At 48.8% G+C, this 19,028-nt stretch carries 16 protein-coding genes; 7 read left to right on the forward strand and 9 right to left on the reverse strand.

The genetic code is table 11. The features are described from left to right. The first annotated feature begins 4 nt into the window (after nt 1-4). A complete protein-coding gene (locus F4Y64_09475) occupies nt 5-1,204 on the forward strand; it encodes a divalent metal cation transporter (GenBank protein MXX97827.1) in 1,200 nt (399 codons plus the stop codon). On the opposite strand, the gene tatC is transcribed toward F4Y64_09475, so the two are convergent. From tatC to murB, 9 genes are all read right to left on the reverse strand, one after another. Continuing rightward, entirely contained in the window at nt 1,201-1,974 is a 774-nt protein-coding gene (tatC, locus tag F4Y64_09480) for a twin-arginine translocase subunit TatC (GenBank protein MXX97828.1), read from the reverse strand. The two genes, F4Y64_09475 and tatC, sit on opposite strands and share 4 nt — an antisense overlap. Before the next feature lie 131 nt (nt 1,975-2,105). Next, the gene (locus tag F4Y64_09485; GenBank protein MXX97829.1) at nt 2,106-2,714 is read right to left on the reverse strand and encodes an orotate phosphoribosyltransferase; all 609 of its coding nucleotides are present in this window, start codon (nt 2,712-2,714) and stop codon (nt 2,106-2,108) included. A gap of 164 nt (nt 2,715-2,878) precedes the next feature. Beyond that, nucleotides 2,879-4,174, reverse strand: coding sequence for a serine hydroxymethyltransferase (locus tag F4Y64_09490; protein ID MXX97830.1), 1,296 nt, complete (start codon nt 4,172-4,174; stop codon nt 2,879-2,881). A 22-nt stretch (nt 4,175-4,196) separates the two neighbouring features. Then, the gene (locus tag F4Y64_09495; GenBank protein ID MXX97831.1) at nt 4,197-4,856 is read right to left on the reverse strand and encodes a DUF4159 domain-containing protein; all 660 of its coding nucleotides are present in this window, start codon (nt 4,854-4,856) and stop codon (nt 4,197-4,199) included. Between the two features lie 226 nt (nt 4,857-5,082). After that, nucleotides 5,083-5,478: a cytochrome c maturation protein CcmE gene (locus tag F4Y64_09500; GenBank protein MXX97832.1), complete on the reverse strand. Its 396-nt coding sequence runs from the start codon at nt 5,476-5,478 to the stop codon at nt 5,083-5,085. 173 nt (nt 5,479-5,651) lie between these two features. Beyond that, on the reverse strand, nt 5,652-5,846 hold the full coding sequence (locus F4Y64_09505; GenBank protein MXX97833.1) for a hypothetical protein: 195 nt from the start codon (nt 5,844-5,846) through the stop codon (nt 5,652-5,654). An 8-nt stretch (nt 5,847-5,854) separates the two neighbouring features. After that, entirely contained in the window at nt 5,855-6,517 is a 663-nt protein-coding gene (locus F4Y64_09510; protein MXX97834.1) for a cytochrome C assembly protein, read from the reverse strand. Between the two features lie 54 nt (nt 6,518-6,571). Continuing rightward, on the reverse strand, nt 6,572-7,270 hold the full coding sequence (locus tag F4Y64_09515; GenBank protein MXX97835.1) for a heme ABC transporter permease CcmB: 699 nt from the start codon (nt 7,268-7,270) through the stop codon (nt 6,572-6,574). Nucleotides 7,271-7,272: 2 nt separating this feature from the next. Then, the gene (gene murB / locus F4Y64_09520) at nt 7,273-8,289 is read right to left on the reverse strand and encodes a UDP-N-acetylmuramate dehydrogenase (GenBank protein ID MXX97836.1); all 1,017 of its coding nucleotides are present in this window, start codon (nt 8,287-8,289) and stop codon (nt 7,273-7,275) included. Nucleotides 8,290-8,380: 91 nt separating this feature from the next. Between murB and F4Y64_09525 the strand changes: the two genes are divergently transcribed. The 6 genes from F4Y64_09525 (at nt 8,381) to F4Y64_09550 (ending at nt 18,753) form a co-directional block, all read left to right on the forward strand. Further along, on the forward strand, nt 8,381-9,220 hold the full coding sequence (locus F4Y64_09525; GenBank protein MXX97837.1) for a prohibitin family protein: 840 nt from the start codon (nt 8,381-8,383) through the stop codon (nt 9,218-9,220). A gap of 648 nt (nt 9,221-9,868) precedes the next feature. Beyond that, entirely contained in the window at nt 9,869-13,000 is a 3,132-nt protein-coding gene (locus tag F4Y64_09530) for an outer membrane beta-barrel protein (protein ID MXX97838.1), read from the forward strand. Nucleotides 13,001-13,003: 3 nt separating this feature from the next. Continuing rightward, nucleotides 13,004-15,127 carry a hypothetical protein gene (locus F4Y64_09535; protein MXX97839.1) on the forward strand — a complete coding sequence of 708 codons (2,124 nt, stop codon included), beginning with the start codon at nt 13,004-13,006 and terminating at the stop codon, nt 15,125-15,127. Nucleotides 15,128-15,134: 7 nt separating this feature from the next. Then, complete coding sequence (locus F4Y64_09540; protein MXX97840.1) at nt 15,135-16,139, forward strand: PorV/PorQ family protein; 1,005 nt, start codon at nt 15,135-15,137, stop codon at nt 16,137-16,139. After that, nucleotides 16,105-17,319, forward strand: coding sequence for a hypothetical protein (locus F4Y64_09545; GenBank protein MXX97841.1), 1,215 nt, complete (start codon nt 16,105-16,107; stop codon nt 17,317-17,319). The genes F4Y64_09540 and F4Y64_09545 overlap by 35 nt, the downstream gene beginning before the upstream one ends. A gap of 1,122 nt (nt 17,320-18,441) precedes the next feature. After that, nucleotides 18,442-18,753: a T9SS type A sorting domain-containing protein gene (locus tag F4Y64_09550; GenBank protein MXX97842.1), complete on the forward strand. Its 312-nt coding sequence runs from the start codon at nt 18,442-18,444 to the stop codon at nt 18,751-18,753. The last annotated feature ends 275 nt before the right edge of the window (nt 18,754-19,028 follow it).

Raw genomic sequence — 19,028 nt, forward strand, 5'->3', positions numbered from 1 at the left:
TTCAATGAAACGATCCCGGTTGCAACTGGGAACCTCTTCTTTGGTCGTCGCCGCCTTCGTGGGTCCCGGCACAGTCTTGACGTGTGCGACTGCAGGGATTGAATTTGGTTACGCGCTGGGATGGGTCTTGTTATTTTCTGTTTGTGCTACATTCATCCTTCAATCCTTCACAGCCGGGGCGGGAATTTTATCCGGTCTCGGTATGGGAGAGGCACTCCGCAGGTATACGCAGGATTCGTCAGTACGGTGGGTGGTGATTTCATTGGTTGTTCTGGGACTCTGGGCGGGTACTGCAGCATTTGAGACGGGGAATATTGCGGGGGCGGTAGCGGGTATGAGTAGCCTGATGGCGGTACCGGACGGTGTATTGGTGCTTCTGGTCGGCGGGCTGGCCGCAATCGTGCTCTATTTGGGGCTGCGTACTGCAACCAGAGTGTTGGCGGGCTTGGTTTTGTTAATGAGTGTGGTATTTCTGGTCACGATGTTTTTGGCACCTGTTGATTGGCAACAGGCATTTCAGGGGTTGATTCTTCCAAGAATTCCAGAAGGTGGACTGGTACGCACGATTGCACTAGTAGGCACAACCGTTGTTACGTACAACCTTTTCTTGCATGGGAGTGCCGCCAAAAAATACTGGACTGGCTTTGATTCGCAGTTTGCCTGGCGGCGTGAGTTGACGGGGATGGCTATTTTCCTGCCTCTGGGAGGGATTGTTTCGATTGCAATCCTACTTGCGGGTGCAACACTAGAGACTGGTTCTGTGGGATCCGTTGCAGCAATTGCTCCAGTCATCCGACCAGCAGCTGGTCCATTTGCGGAGTTGCTTTTTGGGGTTGGACTCTTTGCAGCGGGGATCACTTCCGCAGTCACGGCGCCGTTAGCAGCGGGATGTGGAGTCCGCGAAATTTTTGGATGGCCGGATGATCCCAAACACGCCGGGTTCCGTTTGGTCTGGGTTTCCGTTTTGCTCACCGGGATGGGCTTTGCATTTTATGGGCGCAATCCCTTGGAAATCATTATTGCTGCGCAGGCAGCGAACGGGCTATTGTTGCCCTTCATTGCCGGGTTTGTTCTGCTATTGGCAACCAGGCAAAAGGCAGTTGTGATGCCGCGGTGGTATTTGGGTCTCGGAATTCTAGTGACGCTGATCTGCGCCGTACTGGGTGTGCGAACACTCTTGTGGGTCTGGGGGCAATTGAATTAATTGTCGTCTCCAAACACTTTATTGAGCTCACGAATTCTTTTGCGCTCTGTCCAAGCGGCAACGATGATGGATCCTTCGTAGAGTAGATACAGCGGTAGGGCAGCAGCAAACATAGAGAAGGGATCCGCAGGAGTCACGATCGCACCAATGATGAAAACGCTCAAAAACGCATACTTGCGAACCGCACGTAGACGTTTGGGGGTTGCAATGCCTAGTTTTGTGAGGAAGTAAATCACAACCGGGAGCTCGAAAAGGATGCCGGCTCCAAAAGCCCACCAGGTGACACTGCTGAAATACCGGGTGATATCAAATTCGTTGTGGACAATATCAGAGATTATAAAATTGCTGAAAAAATTGAGTGCCAGAGGAGTAATGACTAGATATCCGAACAGAATCCCGACAACAAAAAAGAATGTTGCGAAGGCCGCAATAAATTTCATGCCAGCCTTTTCCTTTGGATAGAGTCCCGGCTCAATAAATTTCCAGACATAGTAGATGAGAATCGGCGAGCCGGCGACAAGCCCCACTGCCATCACAATACCTACAAGCGCAAAGAACTGGCCGGTCACCGTACGGTTTTGTAGATGCAGGTCGGCGAAGTCAAGGCCTAGGAGCTGATAGGTGATAAAGTCCGATTTGGCAGGACCCATGAGGATCACGTCTACGACCCAATCATGGAAGATTGCCGCGACAATGGTCATGAGAACCACTCCGCCGACTCCTTTGATAATGGTCCAGCGCAGATCCTCAAGGTGATCCAGAAAGGACATTTCACTGCCTTCTGGTAGCTCTTCTTCTCGCGGCTCAGCGACGGCCTGCGTCTCTGCTTGTTGAATCGCAGTAGAGGCTTTTGCGGTCTTGCTACGTCGAAATAGTCTTCGCCAATTGAAGCCCATTATCCTTAAACGCGAACAGCCGAGTCAGAACTCCCCGTATTTTTTTGGTTGAGCGCCAACTCCATCAGTGTATCAACCCACAACCCTTCTTTTTCAAGCTTTGCCCGTCCATTGCCCCAGGTGAATTCAAAGATTGTAAAGAATCCTATCACCTTAAATCCTTCCCTTCTGAGTTGATGAAGTGCACGGAGTGCGGTCGCTCCACTGTTTAGTAGATCGTCCAGAAGTACGACGGGAAGGCGAGGGTCAAGCGGGCCTTCGATCAGGCGCCGTCGTCCGTGCGGTTTGCGTTGCACCCGGATGAAACCGCCCAGAAGATGTGGATACCCATCGGCATGAATAGTCGCACAGACCATCGCGTTGCCACCAAATCCATAGCCAGCGACTTGTCTACAGCCAGTCGCACGTACCCGATCAGCGATCAGGTCACCGAGCCTGGAGGCAATACTACCATCGAGGAGGGGGATCCGCATATCCAAAAGCCAATCAACCTCTCCGCCTTCAGGATCTATAATCCCTTCCTCCTCACTAGATACCAGGGCCATATCGTAAATTTCTTCCGATAAGCCTGAATGATGTAAGTAGGCCGATTTATCTATTTTTCCGACCTTCATGGATCTCTTTGTAAGGACGACATCTGTATACAAAACCTAGTCTAGTCGGTTCAGAAAAATAGGATCTACGAGGCTTCAGTACCAATCATGAGGTGTGCATTTGGCTTGATTCTGCGGGCGTATGATGGCGGATGAGTCCAATCTCAAGGTAATGTGGGTGGGGTCTATGCAATCACAAAGTCGTAAAGGGGATGGTTTTCGCAGAGGCCGTGTACTTCGTTTTTCACCTTGTGCCGGATGGACTCGTCAATGGGTGCATTCAGAACACGATCAATCAGCATAACCACCTCCTCAATGTCTGCTTCTTTAAATCCTCGTGTCGTAACAGCGGCCGTTCCCAAACGGATCCCACTGGTGACGAATGGGCTTTTATCATCAAAGGGGACCATGTTTTTATTCACCGTGATGTGCGCTGCCTGCAACGCACGCTCTGCATCCCGTCCAGTAATATTTTTGCTGCGAAGGTCAACCAACACCAGATGGTTATCGGTTCCTCCACTCACAACATCGTAGCCACGCGACAAAAAAGATTGTGCCATGACGGCTGCATTTTTTTGCACCTGTCGCGCGTATTCAACAAATTCGGGCTGCAGCGCCTCTTTGAAGGCAACTGCTTTGGCTGCAATGACATGTACGAGTGGGCCACCTTGCATACCGGGAAAGACGGCAGAATCAAGCAATTCACTCATATTGCGGACACGGCCGCTCTTTGGGGCAACTTTGCCAAAGGGGTTTTCAAAATCATTTCCGATCAGTATCATTCCCCCACGCGGTCCACGAAGTGTCTTGTGCGTAGTTGTTGTGACGATATGGGCATGAGGTAGCGGGTCGTTCAGGATCCCAGCGGCAATTAATCCGGCAGGGTGCGCCATATCCATCCACAGGAGTGCACCAATTTCATCCGCAATTGCTCGAAATGCCTCATAATCAAAATCGCGCGAGTATGCGCTGGCTCCAATAGAAATCAGTTTGGGGTTGATGGATTTTGCTTTGTCCCGGACGCGATCCATATCAATACGCCCATCTTTGTTTACCCCATAATACGTTGCCTGAAACCAGATACCCGAGAAATTTACAGGGCTTCCATGTGTCAGGTGTCCGCCATGAGCAAGATTAAGGCCAAGGAAGGTGTCTCCCGGCTTCAGGCAGCTTAGATAAACGGCAGCATTGGCGGAGGCTCCTGAATGGGGCTGCACATTGACCCAGTCGCATTGAAACAGTTCTTTTGCGCGACTGCGCGCCAAATCCTCAGCGACATCCGTAAATTCACAACCGCCGTAGTAGCGCCGGCCAGGCAGCCCCTCGGCATATTTATTCGTGAAGACAGAGCCTTGGGCTTGCATGACACTTCTGGACACAAAATTTTCCGAAGCGATCAATTCTAGGCCGTAGTTCTGGCGGTGGACTTCCCGTTCAATCGCGGCGTGAATTTCGGGATCCTGTGATAAAAGATGACTCATGTGAATGATGGATAAGATTAGGTCAATTGCTCCCCATCATGGCATATACCAGGATATTGGTTCCCATTTTGAGAGCGGATTCGCGGATTTCTGGTGGAAGGTCATGCACCGATTCGGGCTCCCAGCCATCGCCGAGATCACTCTCGTAGCTGTAGAACACACAAAGGCGGCCGTAGCTATCAAATAGCCCCAACCCTTGAGGTGGTTTGCCATCGTGCTCGTGGATTTTTGGCAGACCATTGGGGAATGAATAATGAGCATGATAGATTGTGTGGTCAAAGGGAAGTTCGACAAATTCCTGTTGCGGAAACACTTTAGCCATTTCACGGCGAATGGCTTCGTCCAGACCATAGTTATCATCAATATGCAGGAAGCCTCCCTGCTCTAGGTACTGGCGTAGCTGGGTGACCTCCTGTTCTGTAAACACCACATTGCCATGTCCTGTCAGGTACAGGTATGGAAAGGTGAATAATCGATTATTGGAAAGTTCAACAACCTCCGGTGTTGGCGCAGCGTTCACCAGCGTTTCAGTTCGTGCGTAAGCCAAGAGCTCCGGGAGTGACTGTTCGTCGCTGTACCAGTCCCCACCACCTCCGTATTTGACACGTGCGATGGAGAACGCGTACTCCTGTGCCTTACATGGAACGGCAAGGACAATACAGAAACACAGCAATCGAATCACGGAACTGGATGGGGAAGTTCTCCGCAGGTTGTACGATATCAAAGCGAACTTGATTGAGGCGCAAGCAGCTTTGAATCAGTATGCAAATCAGGATGCCCAAAAATCAGTTGTGGAGAGGATGACTAATCGTTGGCGGTTACCCAATACTATTACTCTCGAAGGTCCTGCAAAGAGTAAAATCAGGGGTATCCGCTGAGAGAGGTGTGAGTACGCGGATTAGGCGTGTTTAGGAGGGAGGAATCTGATTTAAAGTATTCGTTTCGCTATACTTGGAGGGGCACTTCATGAGGATATGTTCTGCCTCGAAAATATCTCCATTCAGGCGGCCCTCCACGACCAGTTTTTCCGCATTCTCAAAGCTTGCTGGTTTTGTGTCGCGATAGTGGACTTTTCGCACGGTCCCTTCATCATCCTGCATATGGAATGTGAAGAGATTGGCTTCCGGGTCATAATGAGCCGTCTCCGGCTGCACCCAGTAACCGACCACATGAGCACGTGTCCCTGAAGCCTCAGCTTCGGAAAAATGCATATAGCCACCAACCTGTTCGCCGAAGCTGAACAGAAGCAGCGACGCAAATCCCACAAGGGCAATCAGGCTGATAATGGTGCGAGGCTTACGCATGCGTTTAAAGGGCTCGGCTTGTTGGTTCTACTGCGATCATTCCAACTGGTTGTCTATATCCGAAGTATCGCGTTCAGCTACGGTGCTATTTTCTGGCAATCATCTACCCCAAGGCTCTATAAAATTCTGTTTTTTCTCGATCAGATTGTCCACCAAGTAGCAGCTGAATCAGCCTATTCGGCAGGCTTCTCGTTTTCGAGAAGATGCTGGATCGAAGATTCAATTTGATTGATTTTTCGATCGGTCGCATAGATGAAGATTACGATCCCCAGCCAGATGATTAAGACAACGGCCAAGACAACCATCAGTTTGTCATTGTCCAGCATCGTAGCTTCAAAACCGGAAGTTTGTATTAGCAGAGAGAGCATGATGTTGTTTACAAGTTCTTTCCCAAGATAGACTGCAGTGTAGCAGAGGCACGCGATAACCGGACGCGTTGAGTATAGAGCAGCCACCCTAAACCAATAAATCCGATCACCGCTGGGTAAAATACAACTCTCATAATCGGATCAGTAATATCACTGAATGCTGGATTCCCTTCGGCACCGGGATGCAGGCTCTCTAACTGACGTGGCAAAACGTACAATAGGAAAGGCACGGTTACAAATGCAAAAATATTATAGACAGCTGCAATCCTTGCCCGTTTGATTGGATCATCTAATGCACCTCGAAGGGCAAAATATGCACCGTAGATCAGTACCTGGACCGCAGCCATTGATTGTTTCGGATCAAAATTCCACCATATGTTCGTCCCTTCATACCAGGTGAAACGTGCCCACATACTACCTGTCGCCAGTCCTAACAGTCCGAATACAATCGCAACCAGTGCGGCAGTGCTTGATCTAATATCGCTCACCGGGTTATTCGTTCGCAGGCATTGAATGGCATGAACGGCGGAAAGGGCTGTCAATGCCATCATGGCAAACCACATCGGAACATGGAAATACAAATTCCGAGCGGTGTGCTCCAGCATGGCTACACGTGGGATATTCAACCACGTTCCGGCAAAAGAAAACGCTCCTAAGAGAACGAGCGTCATCCAAACAATAATGATCAGGCGTATTCTCCTGTAGTTGCGAGGCATAGACTTGATTTAGTTCTCCCAGACATAGTCAAAAAGGAGTATAGACGCGGCAATCACGACACCGGAAAAACTTACCATGGTAACCAAGGATCCAATGGCCGCACTCCATCCATCTGTGGTAAAAGACTGACCCGTAAAACTTAGATGGGTCGCTTCAACGGCAGAAAGCAGTAAAGGGATCAAAAGGGGAAAGAGTAGAACGGGAAGGAGCGGTCCGCCACGTGCCGTTCGTGAAATAATCGCCGCTAGAAGTGTGGTTGCCCCCGCAAGACCCAGGGTGCCTAGGCAAATCGTCAGAATAAAAAGCTCGGGTAGTGCCACCTCGACACTTAGAAGCAGCAGGAATACCCCAGATGAAACAGCATTCGCGCACAGAAGCGTCAGGAAGCTATAACAAAGCTTGCCGAGATAAACCATCCCTTCCCGTGTATGCAATCGCAAAAAGATTGCGGTTCCACGTTCTTCCTCAGACAGAAATACTCGTCCCAGCCCCAATGCTGCGGTAAAAAGGATTACGATCCAAAGTAGGCCCGACTTCGTTCGGGGACCGAGGTCTTCTCTTGCGGTGGCAAACAGGACTAAAAACAATGTGCTTAATACGAAGATGAGCAGTGTGCCCAGTACGGATTTGTTGCGTAGTTCAAGGCGGAGATCCTTCAGGAGTACAGACTTCGCTCCAGCAATCCAGCTGGCTGGCTTGTTGGGCATGCTCATGGTGAGTGGCGCGCGGCTAATTCCTCGGCAGTAACCAAGCCTTCTGGTCGAGGCAGAAACACGGGTTTTCCACTGGTCAGAGGATGGAAGTCGCCGACGAATTCAACTTCTGTTTCCAGGTGATATCCTGTCTGTTGGGTCACCTCTTTTTGAACGTAGGCTACCAGTGCCTGGAGATCTGCCGCGGTCCCATCTGCATGGTTGACGATGATGTTGGCATGGAGATGTGAGATGGCCATGCCTCCATAGCAGGTTCCCTTGAGACCACATTCATCAATGAGCTTTCCGGCTCCAATTCCCTGGATTTTCTTGAAGATGGATCCGACACTCGGTTCTGTTTTTAGGTCGGGATGCCTTAATGCGCGCCAGGCTAGATTTTCTTTCATGATTCTGTAGATATCTGCTTGATTCGATTCCTGGAGCAGAAACGTCGCGCTCAGCACAATGTCATCCCGCCAGTGCAGAATGGATTTGTCATATCCGAATTCAAAATAATCAACACCGACACGCTTGGATTCATTTTCCTCCGTAAGGAGGTCGGCATATTCTAGAACTTCTTCGATGAACATCGTACGTTCACGCGCCGGGGCAGGAGAGAGGAAGTGGAGATTCTGCCAGAGCGCCCCGCCTACGGTTGAGGGAATCCCGACGTAGTGCTCAAGCCCGGAAAGGGATCGGCTTGCAGCGAGTTCGATGAGGTCGGGATACATCGTTGCCCCGCTTTCAGCGGTAACTAGATCTCCATTGAAGCAGATGTGATCGGCAGAATTATGGATAACGACTCCACGGAAGCCACCATCTCCAATAACGATGTTAGCTCCCTTGCCTAACAGAAAATAGGGTAGGTCCAACCCTCGAACGGCCCTTACTGCACTCTCGAGTGCAGTCGCATTTGTTGCCTCTACAAAAAAATCCGCTGGCCCTCCTACCCTCATGGTTGTATAGGGGGCCAATCTGATGTTCTCTCGAACAACAGAACCTTCGCCGATAAGCTTTTCAAGTGTTTGTCGCATACCAAAGGATAGGGTTCAACACTGCAACTCGTAATCGAGTAAACCGTTATAGCTACTTCCCACGAATCCCCAGAGTTCCTAAGGATAAGAAATGAATAACAGATCAAATATGCCGAATATGTCTCGTCTTCTGACAAGAGGGGCGATACTCGCTGCGGTTGTCCTTGTTGTCGGTGCGATGGCCGCCGGTTGTATGACAACGACACTTGTTTCCGGTGAGGCCGGTGTCCGCTATTCTATCTTCGGAGGAACGGACATGGACGATGTCTACGGTGAGGGGCTAAAGGTCCATGCACCGTGGGTTAATGTAATCAAGTACGATGTTCGTGTGCAGGAGAGACTTGAGAATATGGAGGCGCTTTCCTCAAACGGATTGTCGATCGGTACGGATATTTCCGTACGCTGGCGACCGATATCGGAGACACTTCCAGTTTTACATGTCGACTATGGTGTTGATTATTTCCGAAAGCTCATTGGTCCAGAACTTCGTAGTACGGTACGAGAAGTGATTGGTCAGTTTACGCCCGAGGAGCTCTATTCTACTCGAAGAACAGAGTTACAGGATCAAATATTTGCCAGAGTGAAGGAGAGCGTAGGGAATGAAGATGTCCTTGTTGAAGCGATTTTAATCAGAGATGTACGGCTTCCAGAACAAATCAAGATGGCCATCGAAAATAAACTGAAAGAGGAGCAGGAGGCCGAGAGATACGAATTTACCATCGAAAAAGAACGCCTTGAAGCAGAGCGCAAGCGCATTGAAGCGGAAGGTGAAGCCGCATACCAGCAGATTATCACGGCAAGCCTCACTTCGCAATTTCTGCGCTTCAAGGGAATTGAGGCTACGCAGCAACTTGCAAATTCACCCAATAGCAAAACTGTAATCGTTGGTGGCGGGGGAGATGGCCTACCCCTGATTCTGGGTGGTCAATAGTTGCCGACTGGCCCAATCCGAGTCACTTAGTAGTAGCTTGGATAACTTTGCCGGAACTCGCTCTCGGAAGCGAACCGTTGATCCTTAAGGTGTCGCAGGCTCTTTCCGACATGGGGTGGCCATTGGTCCACGCAGCATGGGTCAGATTGATCTGTGAAGGAAAACTATTGCCAAGCGACGGTCTTGAGGGTGTACATTAGATCCGTAAAAGACAGCCCTGGATCAGAAAAATGTGTACCATCAGAAAATCGTCAGCGTTGTGGTCCGCCCATTCATCGAAGTGTGATTTTAGGGGCAAAGGGGGTGGAAGGGCTGGTATCCATTGGCAGAGTATAGAGGATCTTCCAGGTGGTTGGATTGATAAGAGGGCTTTCGATATGGCATAAGTGTAAATGCATTGCAAGGTAGTCCCAGCCTCGAATCAAAAGTCAATCTCCATTATGGAGATTCTATGTTTAAACTGTGAATTTTTCGTGAATTCGAAAAAATCGGCAATAACACAGTTCTAATTATCTATATTACACAAGGGTTTCAGTGGGCTAGTATTAGTTCCTGCGACAGCGAGAAGGTCAGAAACACGGTGAGATGTTACTCTAAAGCAAGAGAATTCATGCTTCTCCATTCAGGTCTGCACTGCTTTTTGTTATAATGCTAGTACGGTTCCTGCATACATTTGCCTTGGTATCTGTTTTATCAGCGGGCAATGTGTTTGCCCAGTCTGGCAAAATCGCTGGCCGGGTGACCGATGAGTCTGGGGCAGGGCTACCGGGCGTTAACATCTTTATACCCGCTACTTTGCAGGGTGCTACTTCTGATCTGGACGGATATTATACCATCCTAAACGTATCTCCCGGTACGTACACCATCCGCTCTTCATTTATTGGCTTTGCCACACAAGTTGTTGAGGGGGTTCGGGTGAATATTGATCAGACCACGACAGTGGACTTCCATCTTATGGAGGACGCTGTTGGGCTTGAAGAGATGATTGTCACAGCAGAATTACCGGTGGTTCAGGCAGACGTATCCAACAGCCAACTAAATGTAACCTCTGATCAAATAGAGGCGCTTCCTGTGTCCAGCATTAATAGTGTAGTTGGTTTGCAGGCTGGGATTCAGGGACTTTCTGTTCGTGGCAGTGGCTCGGATGAACTCTCATTTATGGTCAATGGTCTGACCCTAAGAGACGAACGCAATAATGCCCCTTACACGAGCATTAGTCTTTCCTCTGTGGAGGAAGTACAGGTTCAGACGGGCGGCTTCAACGCGGAGTATGGGAATGTTCGTTCGGGTGTCGTTAATGTTGTGACCAAGGAAGGAGGACGCAATCAATATACCGGTAGTGCGATTCTCCGATATAGTGCCCCTGCACAAAAGCACTTTGGGCCTCGGGCGGATGATCCGGGTGCTTACTGGATTCGTCCATTCATAGATCCTGATGTAGCATTTAGGGGGACTGAAGCAGGGGGGTGGGATGAATTTACCCAGGCACAATACCCTCGATTTGAAGGATGGATTGCAATTTCCGAAGAGAGACTCAAGGACGATGATCCTTCCAACGATATGACTCCAGAAGCACTCCAGCAGGCTTTCCTCTGGCAACATCGTAAACCTATGGAAGTGGTTCGTCCAGATTACAATGTTGATGTGGGCTTTGGAGGGCCAGTTCCTTTCATCAGTCAGTATTTGGGAGCACTTCGCTTTTACGCTTCGGTTCGGGCCGATCAGAGCATGTACTTGATTCCCTTACACTCAGATAGCTACCAAGAATGGTCGGGGCATCTGAAGGTGACGGCTGATCTTCAACCTGGGATGAAGCTTACGATTGAGGGATTGAGAGGCCGTATCACAGGTACATCCCTCAGCCGTGTTGGACAACCCGGAATTTTTCGCTCCGCGTTTAGTATTGCCAGTCAGCTCAGCCGCGTCAGTTTCATTGATTCCAGAATTTTTTCCACGGATTATTGGACTCCGGCGGAAGTTAATAATTTTATGGGAGGGGTGAAGCTGACACATTCTCTTAACTCTAACACATTTTATGAAGTACGGCTGAACGCCTTTCGTTCTGACTACGACACAAATCCGGGACGGTTACGTGATGAGACTCCGGTTGTAATCTTTGGTGGTGTGGGATTTGATGAGGCTCCGTACGGGTTTCAACCCAAGCCTACATTTGGAGTGGATGGGATGCGTACGGGTGTGGGTATGAGTAACGCTCGTGATAGCAGTGTGGTGACAGTCTACAATATCAAAGCGGATCTCACCAGTCAACTAAATCGATTTCTACAAATAAAGACAGGGGTTGAGTATAACCTCTCAGATTCCAAGGTGAATTACGGACGCTTTGACGAATTTTTGCCAAGTAGTAATTCGCACTCCCAGTGGGATCGCACCCCGGTTCGAGGGGCTGCATATGCACAGAGCAAACTGGAATTCTCTGGAATGATTGCTAATCTGGGACTCCGGTTGGACTACTTTAATGCTGGCGGAGATTGGTATAATTTTGACCCATTCAGCCCCGCATTCAGTGCAAGATTGGCCCCAGTGATCGACACGCTTCTAACGCAGGAGTCCACCCGCCAGATCTTTTCCTTGAGCCCTCGGATGGGAGTTTCATTCCCTATTACCGAGTATAGCAAGCTGTATTTCAATTACGGACACTTCCGATCTCTTCCAGACCCCAATAATTTATTTCTGTTGCGCGAATTCACAGAAACCGGACAGATTAGTAGAGTAGCGGATCCCAACAATCCCTTACCCAAGACAGTCGCATACGAACTTGGCTATGAGCAGTCACTTTTTGATCAACTGCTGATTCGAATGGCTGGCTACTACAAGGATGTGTCTCTGCAGCCGTATCTCACTCAATACATCAGCCGTGATGGGCAGGTAAACTATACGGTTAATGAGCCAAATTCATTCGAAGATATTCGCGGATTTGAGGTAACCTTATCTCGGAATCAAGGTCGTTGGGTCCAAGGATTTGTGAATTACACTTATATGGTATTCACGTCTGGTTATTTCGGTCTTCGGCAAAACTTTGAAAACCCAACTGCGCAACGTGAATTTTCAGAAAGTGATACCGAACGGCGTCGTGCATCCTCCAGACCAGTCCCCAGGCCCTATGCACGTCTAAATTTGGATTTTCTGACTCCCGCAGATTTTGGTCCTCGCGTTGGAGCTTTTCCAATCCTAGGAGATTGGCGGATCAGTGTAATCGGTAGTTGGCAGAAAGGGTCCAAATTCACCTGGACCGGCGGAGGGGCTATTCCAGGTGTCATCAATAATGTGTCCTTCCGGGATAATTGGAATGTAAACCTTCGCTTCACTAGGAGTCTGACGATTGCCGGAAAACGAGCCCAATTCTTCGTGGACATCTTTAACGCGTTGAATTTTCGCAATCTGTCATTCAATGGATTCATTGATGGAAACGATCAATTATCATATCTGAGGTCTCTCCATCTACCTGAATCGGATGACTATCAGACAAATATTCCGGGAAATGACAAGATTGGTGCCTATCGTTCTTATGATGTAGCTTTTCAACCGATGCAGAGAATTCCTAATCGCGAGAGTATTACTGCCCCGAAGGACGGTGTGATTTATTGGGAATTCGACTCCAGACAATATTTGGTTTATCGTGATAGTGCGTGGAGCCCCGCTGATTCGCAGGTCGTGGATCAGGTTATCAAAGACAAGGCCTATATCGATATGCCAAATCAGAGTTTTCTTACGTTTCTGGATCCGCGCGATATCTATTGGGGAATCCGCTTGTCGTTTTAGTTCATGACCTCATCCATCAATACCTTGCTGCTCCGGTGCTTCGCGATGGGCGCATTGATTACGTTCTCAGTGATTGCATCTCCTGCCCAAGCTCAGTTTGTCAAAAAATGGCTTTCAGCTGGCTCAATGCATAACTGGTACTCAGAAGTCGGGAGTGAGTGTGAGGCATGTGGATTTGTTGGTATTCAACAGGATGGACTTCGGTGGCCCGGACTCTATCGATTTACAGATATGCAAGCTGCCAAAGCATTGTGGATTGGTGCCTTGAATGTTACTGATGACCTCGGAACCAGCTATCCGCATCGTGTGGTACATGTAGGCCCACGTGTGTCTGGGGGTGGAGAGTTTTTCCCGACACGCTTTGAGTTGATCAGCCGCTTGCCCCCAACGGCTGTCTTGGTAGATGGGGCAATTACTGAGCCAGAGGCAGCCATGGTGAATGATTTTTCAGATCCTTCAATTGACGCGGATGTGATGATTGTCAACGAGGCAAATACACTCCTTGGGATCTCGATGGAACGCAAAATTCTACAATTCACCCAAGAATATCATGACAATTATCATATTCTTGAATACATCTTCACGAATACGGGAAACACGGATGATGATCCAGAGATAGAGCTTCCCAATCAGATACTGGAAGGTGTCTACTTCTTTTTTCAGTGGCGTTTGTCTGTCGCCAAGGAAACCCGTTATGTGATTGGAAACGGTACGAGTTGGGGATTAAATGCAATGTTGGACACCCGAGGAGATGGAGTTAAAGAAGATCCTCCAGATGAGAATTTTCGTGCCCAGTTTGTATGGCATGGCTATTTCCCACCCTTTAATGCCTACAACAATATTGGGGGTCCGATTTTACCCCAGGCACTCCCAGCTGTGAACATTGCGCCGACAGATACCACGGGTCGCCTCGGTGCGTCCCAGTTCGTCGGGGTCGTCACTTTGCACGCAGATACTTCTCCATCGGATTCGACGGATGATCCGAGTCAGCCCAGCACTACCTCGTGGATTGGCTCTGATGATCCGTACACATCCCAAAATGACGCATTCAATCCAACGAAAATGGAGGTGGAATACGGGGTGATGTCAGCCGGACATAAGTCTCCCCGCCACGCGGACGTGGTAGAGCCTAGTGGACTTCCGGGTTTTTTGGATCCTGTTGGTGATCCGAGTTTGGGCACACCTGGAGGATTTTCGAATGCAAATGGGTATGGTCCCTATACACTGGCTCCAGGCGAGAGCATACGTATTGTCGTCGCGGAAGGAGCAGCAGGCTTAAGTCGTGAGGCAAATTCGATCATTGGCAGAGCGTATAAAGAGTCAAACGCGAGTGACAGTTCTCCAATTACAATGGAGGTTCATGGTCAAACTCATTCCATGACAAAAAATGAATGGGTATTTACCGGGCGGGATTCGCTGTTTCAAATGTTCCGCAGGGCAATTGCTAATTATGAGTCTGGGTATACAATTCCCCGTGCTCCTGCTCCACCGAGTTTATTTGAGGTGGATGGCGGGGGAGACCGAATTCTTTTGACATGGAGCCCTCATACAACCGAACCCCTCCCAGATAACTGGGAAATTTATCGTGCGCAGGGTCGCTTTGACAGTACTTATACTCTTGTGCACACTGCACCGCCTGGAGATACCAGTTTTGAAGATACCACGCCGATTCGTGGGATTGACTACTATTATTACATCGTAGCAGTACAGAGTGCGAGCCAAAACAATGGAGTTGGACTCACTCCCGCTGGACGCCCTCTTCGAAGTTCACGTTATTCTACGCAGACCTATACCCCAACCCAACTAAAACGACCTGCAGGTACCGCTTTATCGGATATACGGATTGTGCCAAACCCATTCAATATTGGCTCGAGTCCCCTGGTTCGTTTTCCAGATCAAACGGATAAACTGGCATTTTTCAATATTCCAGGTCGCTGTACGATTGCGATTTACACGGATCTGGGGGAACTCGTAGATGAGATTGAGCACACCGATGGAAGTGGGGACGAATTTTGGGATCATACAACATCGTCTAGGCAAATTGTATCCAGTGGTGTATTTATCGCGGTAATCACCGATTTGGATACAGGTGAGAGGATAATCAAGAAATTTGTCATTATCCGTTAACGGTAGTATGAAGCGATGGATGTACATACTGCTCTTTTTGCCGCTGTTTACAGTAGTCTCTGTCTCAGCACAGCAGAAAAAACTTGCTCAGACCGCTATGAAGTTTTTGTCCGTGTCGGTGAGTCCTCGTGCCGCTGGTTTAGGAGATGCGCTGACTGCGATCGAGCATGGATCTGCATCGTTGTTCTACAACCCTAGTGGGATGGCTTGGCAGGAGAGCAACATAGATGTGAACGTCGGACAGACGCGCTGGATTGCTGAAATCGATTATTCCATGGGCAGTTTATCGTTTCGTCCAGGAAGCGGGCGTTTTGGCGTGATAGGTTTTTCGTTTTTGATGGTGGATTATGGGGAGTTGGAAGAGACAATTCGTTTTGACAATGAAGATGGATTCTTGGACGTGGGGACTTTCTCTCCCTCAGCTTGGAGTTTTGGAGTCGGATATGCCCGTACACTCTCGGATCGTTTTTCAGTGGGTGCTCATTTCAAGTTAGCAAATCAATATCTGGCGAACTCCGTTTCGGGAATTGATGGAGCGGGTGAATATGAACGTGAGAATGTGGAAGAGAGGGTTCTTGCCTATGATTTTGGCGTTTTGTACAAGACCGGTTTTCGCAGTCTTAATTTTGCCGTGAGTGCTCGTAATTTCGCACCGGAGATCACATTCAGTGAAGAGAGTGTTGCGTTGCCGCTTACATTAAATATTGGTGTGTCGATGAATATGATGGATTTTATTGATCAAGGATCCAGTGTGCATCAATTATTGTTTTCTGTTGATGCTTCAAATCCCCGCGATTTCTCGGAGCAGATTAAGATTGGAACGGAGTATGTTTTTCTAAATACGTTCATCCTTCGTGCGGGGTATGTATTCCCCACCGATGAACAGGGAATTAGTTTTGGGTTAGGGCTAAAGCAGTCCCTTCGGAGGTTCGGCTTCGGTGCAGATTATTCTTACACCGATTTTGGAATTTTATCGAATGTACAACGTCTTGCTATACGATTTTCGCTATAGGCTAGGGCGTTGCGCCCTGCTGACCGGCGGTCTACTGTGTGCAGCTCTTTTCGGGGGTTGTGACTCGGGGATGGCACCCAGTATTTACGATCCAGACCGTTCCAGTTTGCCTGATCCGGTGATTGAAAGTGTCACGCCGGAGGGCAGCGCGCTTGCTGGAGTGGATGCAGTTACGATTACGGGCAATAATTTCTCAATTCAACCCCATGAGAATCTCGTGTATTTCGGTACGGACCGCGGGGATGTATTGGAAGCTTCTGCAACCCAGCTTCGTGTATTTGCCCCTAATAATCCTCAACCCGAATTGGAACTTCGTATGGCTGTCGTGGGCGCCGAGAATTTCAGTAATACTCTTCCGTATCGCTTGGATCCTCCCTTTGTTGAATTCGGTGATGTTCGAGATTTCGAAGATATCTCGGGTATTGCTACAGATTCCGGAGGAAACCTGTATGCTTCGCTGACCGCTTTTGGGGCTGCAGTTGGGATCATCCGAATTACTCCTGGGGGAGAGCGCAGTGATTATCTCAGTTCTCCCTTCCCATGGGCAGATATTGAATTTGGGCCAGATAACTCGTTGTATGGGGTTCGATCGGTTCGAGCCATATTCCAGAGTACGGGGAAGGGATCCGATTTCCAGGTATTTGCTGTGATACCAAATCGATCCACCCGATTGACGACTGTAACGGTCGATGCGAACGGGCGGATATGGGCTGCGGGTAATAACTCAGATCTATACAGCGTCGAGCAGGATAAGTCTGTAAAGATGTATGAATTTGAAGCGGATGTCCGGGATATCGCACTGTTTGATGACTTCCTGTATGTAGCCGGTCTTCAGGATGAGATTAGCATGATTTGGCGTTTCCCCATTGATGCCAACGGTGATCTAGGTACCGCGGAGGAGATTATGAACATTACTTCCCAATACGGATCTACTGCGTTTGCTCTTTCGTTTTCGTCTACTGGACAATTGTATGTTGGCACAGATGGAACTGATCCTGTTATCCTGATCCAACCAGATCGGACGGGGGCAGAGTTGTATCCAAACGTGCTGCCACAGGTGGTCCGCAGGTTTGCCTGGGGGGCGGGGGACGCCCTTTATGCTGCAACCAACTCCACCGAGTTTTATCCTTCAGGAATTATCCGGATTGCCACTCGCCGAGAGGGTAATCGGAACTTTTAACTTGTACTTTATGCTGTCTACAGCAAAGTTCTTCATTCTTAACATATTCACCATACCCTTTTTACCATGACCTTTTTTACCATGATTCGCAAAACACTCTTTCTGGCGTCAATTCTCTTGATAAGTGGCACCGCAAGTGCCCAAAACTGGATTGACATGGGACCATTTCCGCCAGATTCATCCTTTACTCTCCCAACTCATGGCCTTGCCGTAGACGGTGAGGGCAAGATTTGGGTTGATCAGTTCGCCCGCACTCCCGCGCTGAGTATGGACGGTGATACCCTGAGGGATGCAAATGGAAACTCATTCACTTCTGGCCCAATTTGGATTTACAATCCAGATGGGACTTTGGCGATGGAACCCATTCACGTTATCGAAGGGGACACTCTAGGCTCCTTCGGGGAAGGTGGTTTTGTCGGAGGACTGAAAACCGATATCGATGGCAATATAATTGTTGCGATTCGACAAGCCGCGGCTGGTGGCATTTTGTACCGGTTTAATCACGAGACTGGAGAGGTTATGGATCGGCTCGTAACTGAGAACTATTCTCATGCATCACCTGGAATTGACGATTTTGGTAATATTTATATGGCCAACGTGGGAGCCTCGGGAAGTGGTATACTGATTAACACGACCGATTTTAATTTTGCGGGACTTGTCACGGATACACTCAAGTGGGGAATTGGCCGTAACGTTGAAGTATCCGCCGATGGGAACGCTGTGTATTGGGCTAATTCGGTCGCAACCCAGGCTCCTGGCCTGATTAAGTTTACTCGTTCTGACGATTTTTCGCCTTACACAACCAATTTCAATCCTCTCGATTCTACTGGAATCGTCCATCCAGGACTCACTTCTGAATCCAGTACTCGTCATCCAACCACTGGGCATGTCTGGTTTGGACATGCAAGAGATTGCTGCGGAAGTGCTGCTGATTCCGTTAACTATACATTCCTGACGTGGTACGGTCTTGATCCTGTCACGGATGAAATTGTGGACAGTCTTAATTTCAATTTACCTACTGATTACGCTGGTGAGAACACTCGCGCCATTGCGTTTTCACCTGACGGACTTTACGCTTACGTAGGGATATTTAATGGTGGACAGCCAACTGTCAAAAAATTCATGCGTGGCACAGTGACGAGCATTCAGCGCGATCCGGTTGAAATCCCAGATGGATTTACGCTGTCGCAGAACTATCCGAACCCGTTCAATCCACAGACCAGTATTGAGTTTGAGCTTAAAGATGCGGGCTTAGCCACACTTAAAGTGTATGATATGCTAGGTAGAGAGGTTGCCACACTCGTTGATGAGCACCTAGTTGCCGGTAAGTACAATGCTACATTTAATGCCACCGAACTGACTTCTGGCACGTACGTCTATCAGCTAAATGTTGCCGGACATCGTTTGAGTGGCAAGATGACGCTTGTGAAGTAATCTCTTGTTGAGTTTTGAAATAAAAGGGTATCTCCTGACGCTTGGGGGGATACCCTTTTATGTACCTGTAATCACAATCCGAAACCTTTCTTGGCGTCAATTCTGGTTACAGTAGCACTGCAAATGCTCAAATCTGAGTTGACCTAGGATCATTTCTCAATTCGATGATTTTGGGAGGTCGTCACACGGAGTTGCTCTGGAAGTCAAGATGGCCTGCCAAGAGTATCCGGGGTATAAGAGAGGATCGTAACGGTAACATTATTGTCATGACGGCC

It is taken from the genome of Rhodothermaceae bacterium (assembly GCA_009838195.1).
In the GTDB taxonomy this organism is placed as follows: Bacteria; Bacteroidota; Rhodothermia; order Rhodothermales; family Bin80; genus Bin80.

Coding starts and splice junctions, on each gene's coding strand:
- F4Y64_09505 (MXX97833.1), bottom strand. CDS start 5,846: ATGCTCTCTCTGCTAATACAAACTTCCGGTTTTGAAGCTACGATGCTG.
- F4Y64_09485 (MXX97829.1), bottom strand. CDS start 2,714: ATGAAGGTCGGAAAAATAGATAAATCGGCCTACTTACATCATTCAGGC.
- F4Y64_09500 (MXX97832.1), bottom strand. CDS start 5,478: ATGCGTAAGCCTCGCACCATTATCAGCCTGATTGCCCTTGTGGGATTT.
- tatC (MXX97828.1), bottom strand. CDS start 1,974: ATGTCCTTTCTGGATCACCTTGAGGATCTGCGCTGGACCATTATCAAA.
- F4Y64_09475 (MXX97827.1), top strand. CDS start 5: ATGAAACGATCCCGGTTGCAACTGGGAACCTCTTCTTTGGTCGTCGCC.
- F4Y64_09545 (MXX97841.1), top strand. CDS start 16,105: ATGTACAACGTCTTGCTATACGATTTTCGCTATAGGCTAGGGCGTTGC.
- murB (MXX97836.1), bottom strand. CDS start 8,289: ATGCGACAAACACTTGAAAAGCTTATCGGCGAAGGTTCTGTTGTTCGA.
- F4Y64_09550 (MXX97842.1), top strand. CDS start 18,442: ATGCGTGGCACAGTGACGAGCATTCAGCGCGATCCGGTTGAAATCCCA.
- F4Y64_09490 (MXX97830.1), bottom strand. CDS start 4,174: ATGAGTCATCTTTTATCACAGGATCCCGAAATTCACGCCGCGATTGAA.
- F4Y64_09515 (MXX97835.1), bottom strand. CDS start 7,270: ATGCCCAACAAGCCAGCCAGCTGGATTGCTGGAGCGAAGTCTGTACTC.
- F4Y64_09530 (MXX97838.1), top strand. CDS start 9,869: ATGCTAGTACGGTTCCTGCATACATTTGCCTTGGTATCTGTTTTATCA.
- F4Y64_09510 (MXX97834.1), bottom strand. CDS start 6,517: ATGACGCTCGTTCTCTTAGGAGCGTTTTCTTTTGCCGGAACGTGGTTG.
- F4Y64_09535 (MXX97839.1), top strand. CDS start 13,004: ATGACCTCATCCATCAATACCTTGCTGCTCCGGTGCTTCGCGATGGGC.
- F4Y64_09540 (MXX97840.1), top strand. CDS start 15,135: ATGAAGCGATGGATGTACATACTGCTCTTTTTGCCGCTGTTTACAGTA.
- F4Y64_09525 (MXX97837.1), top strand. CDS start 8,381: ATGAATAACAGATCAAATATGCCGAATATGTCTCGTCTTCTGACAAGA.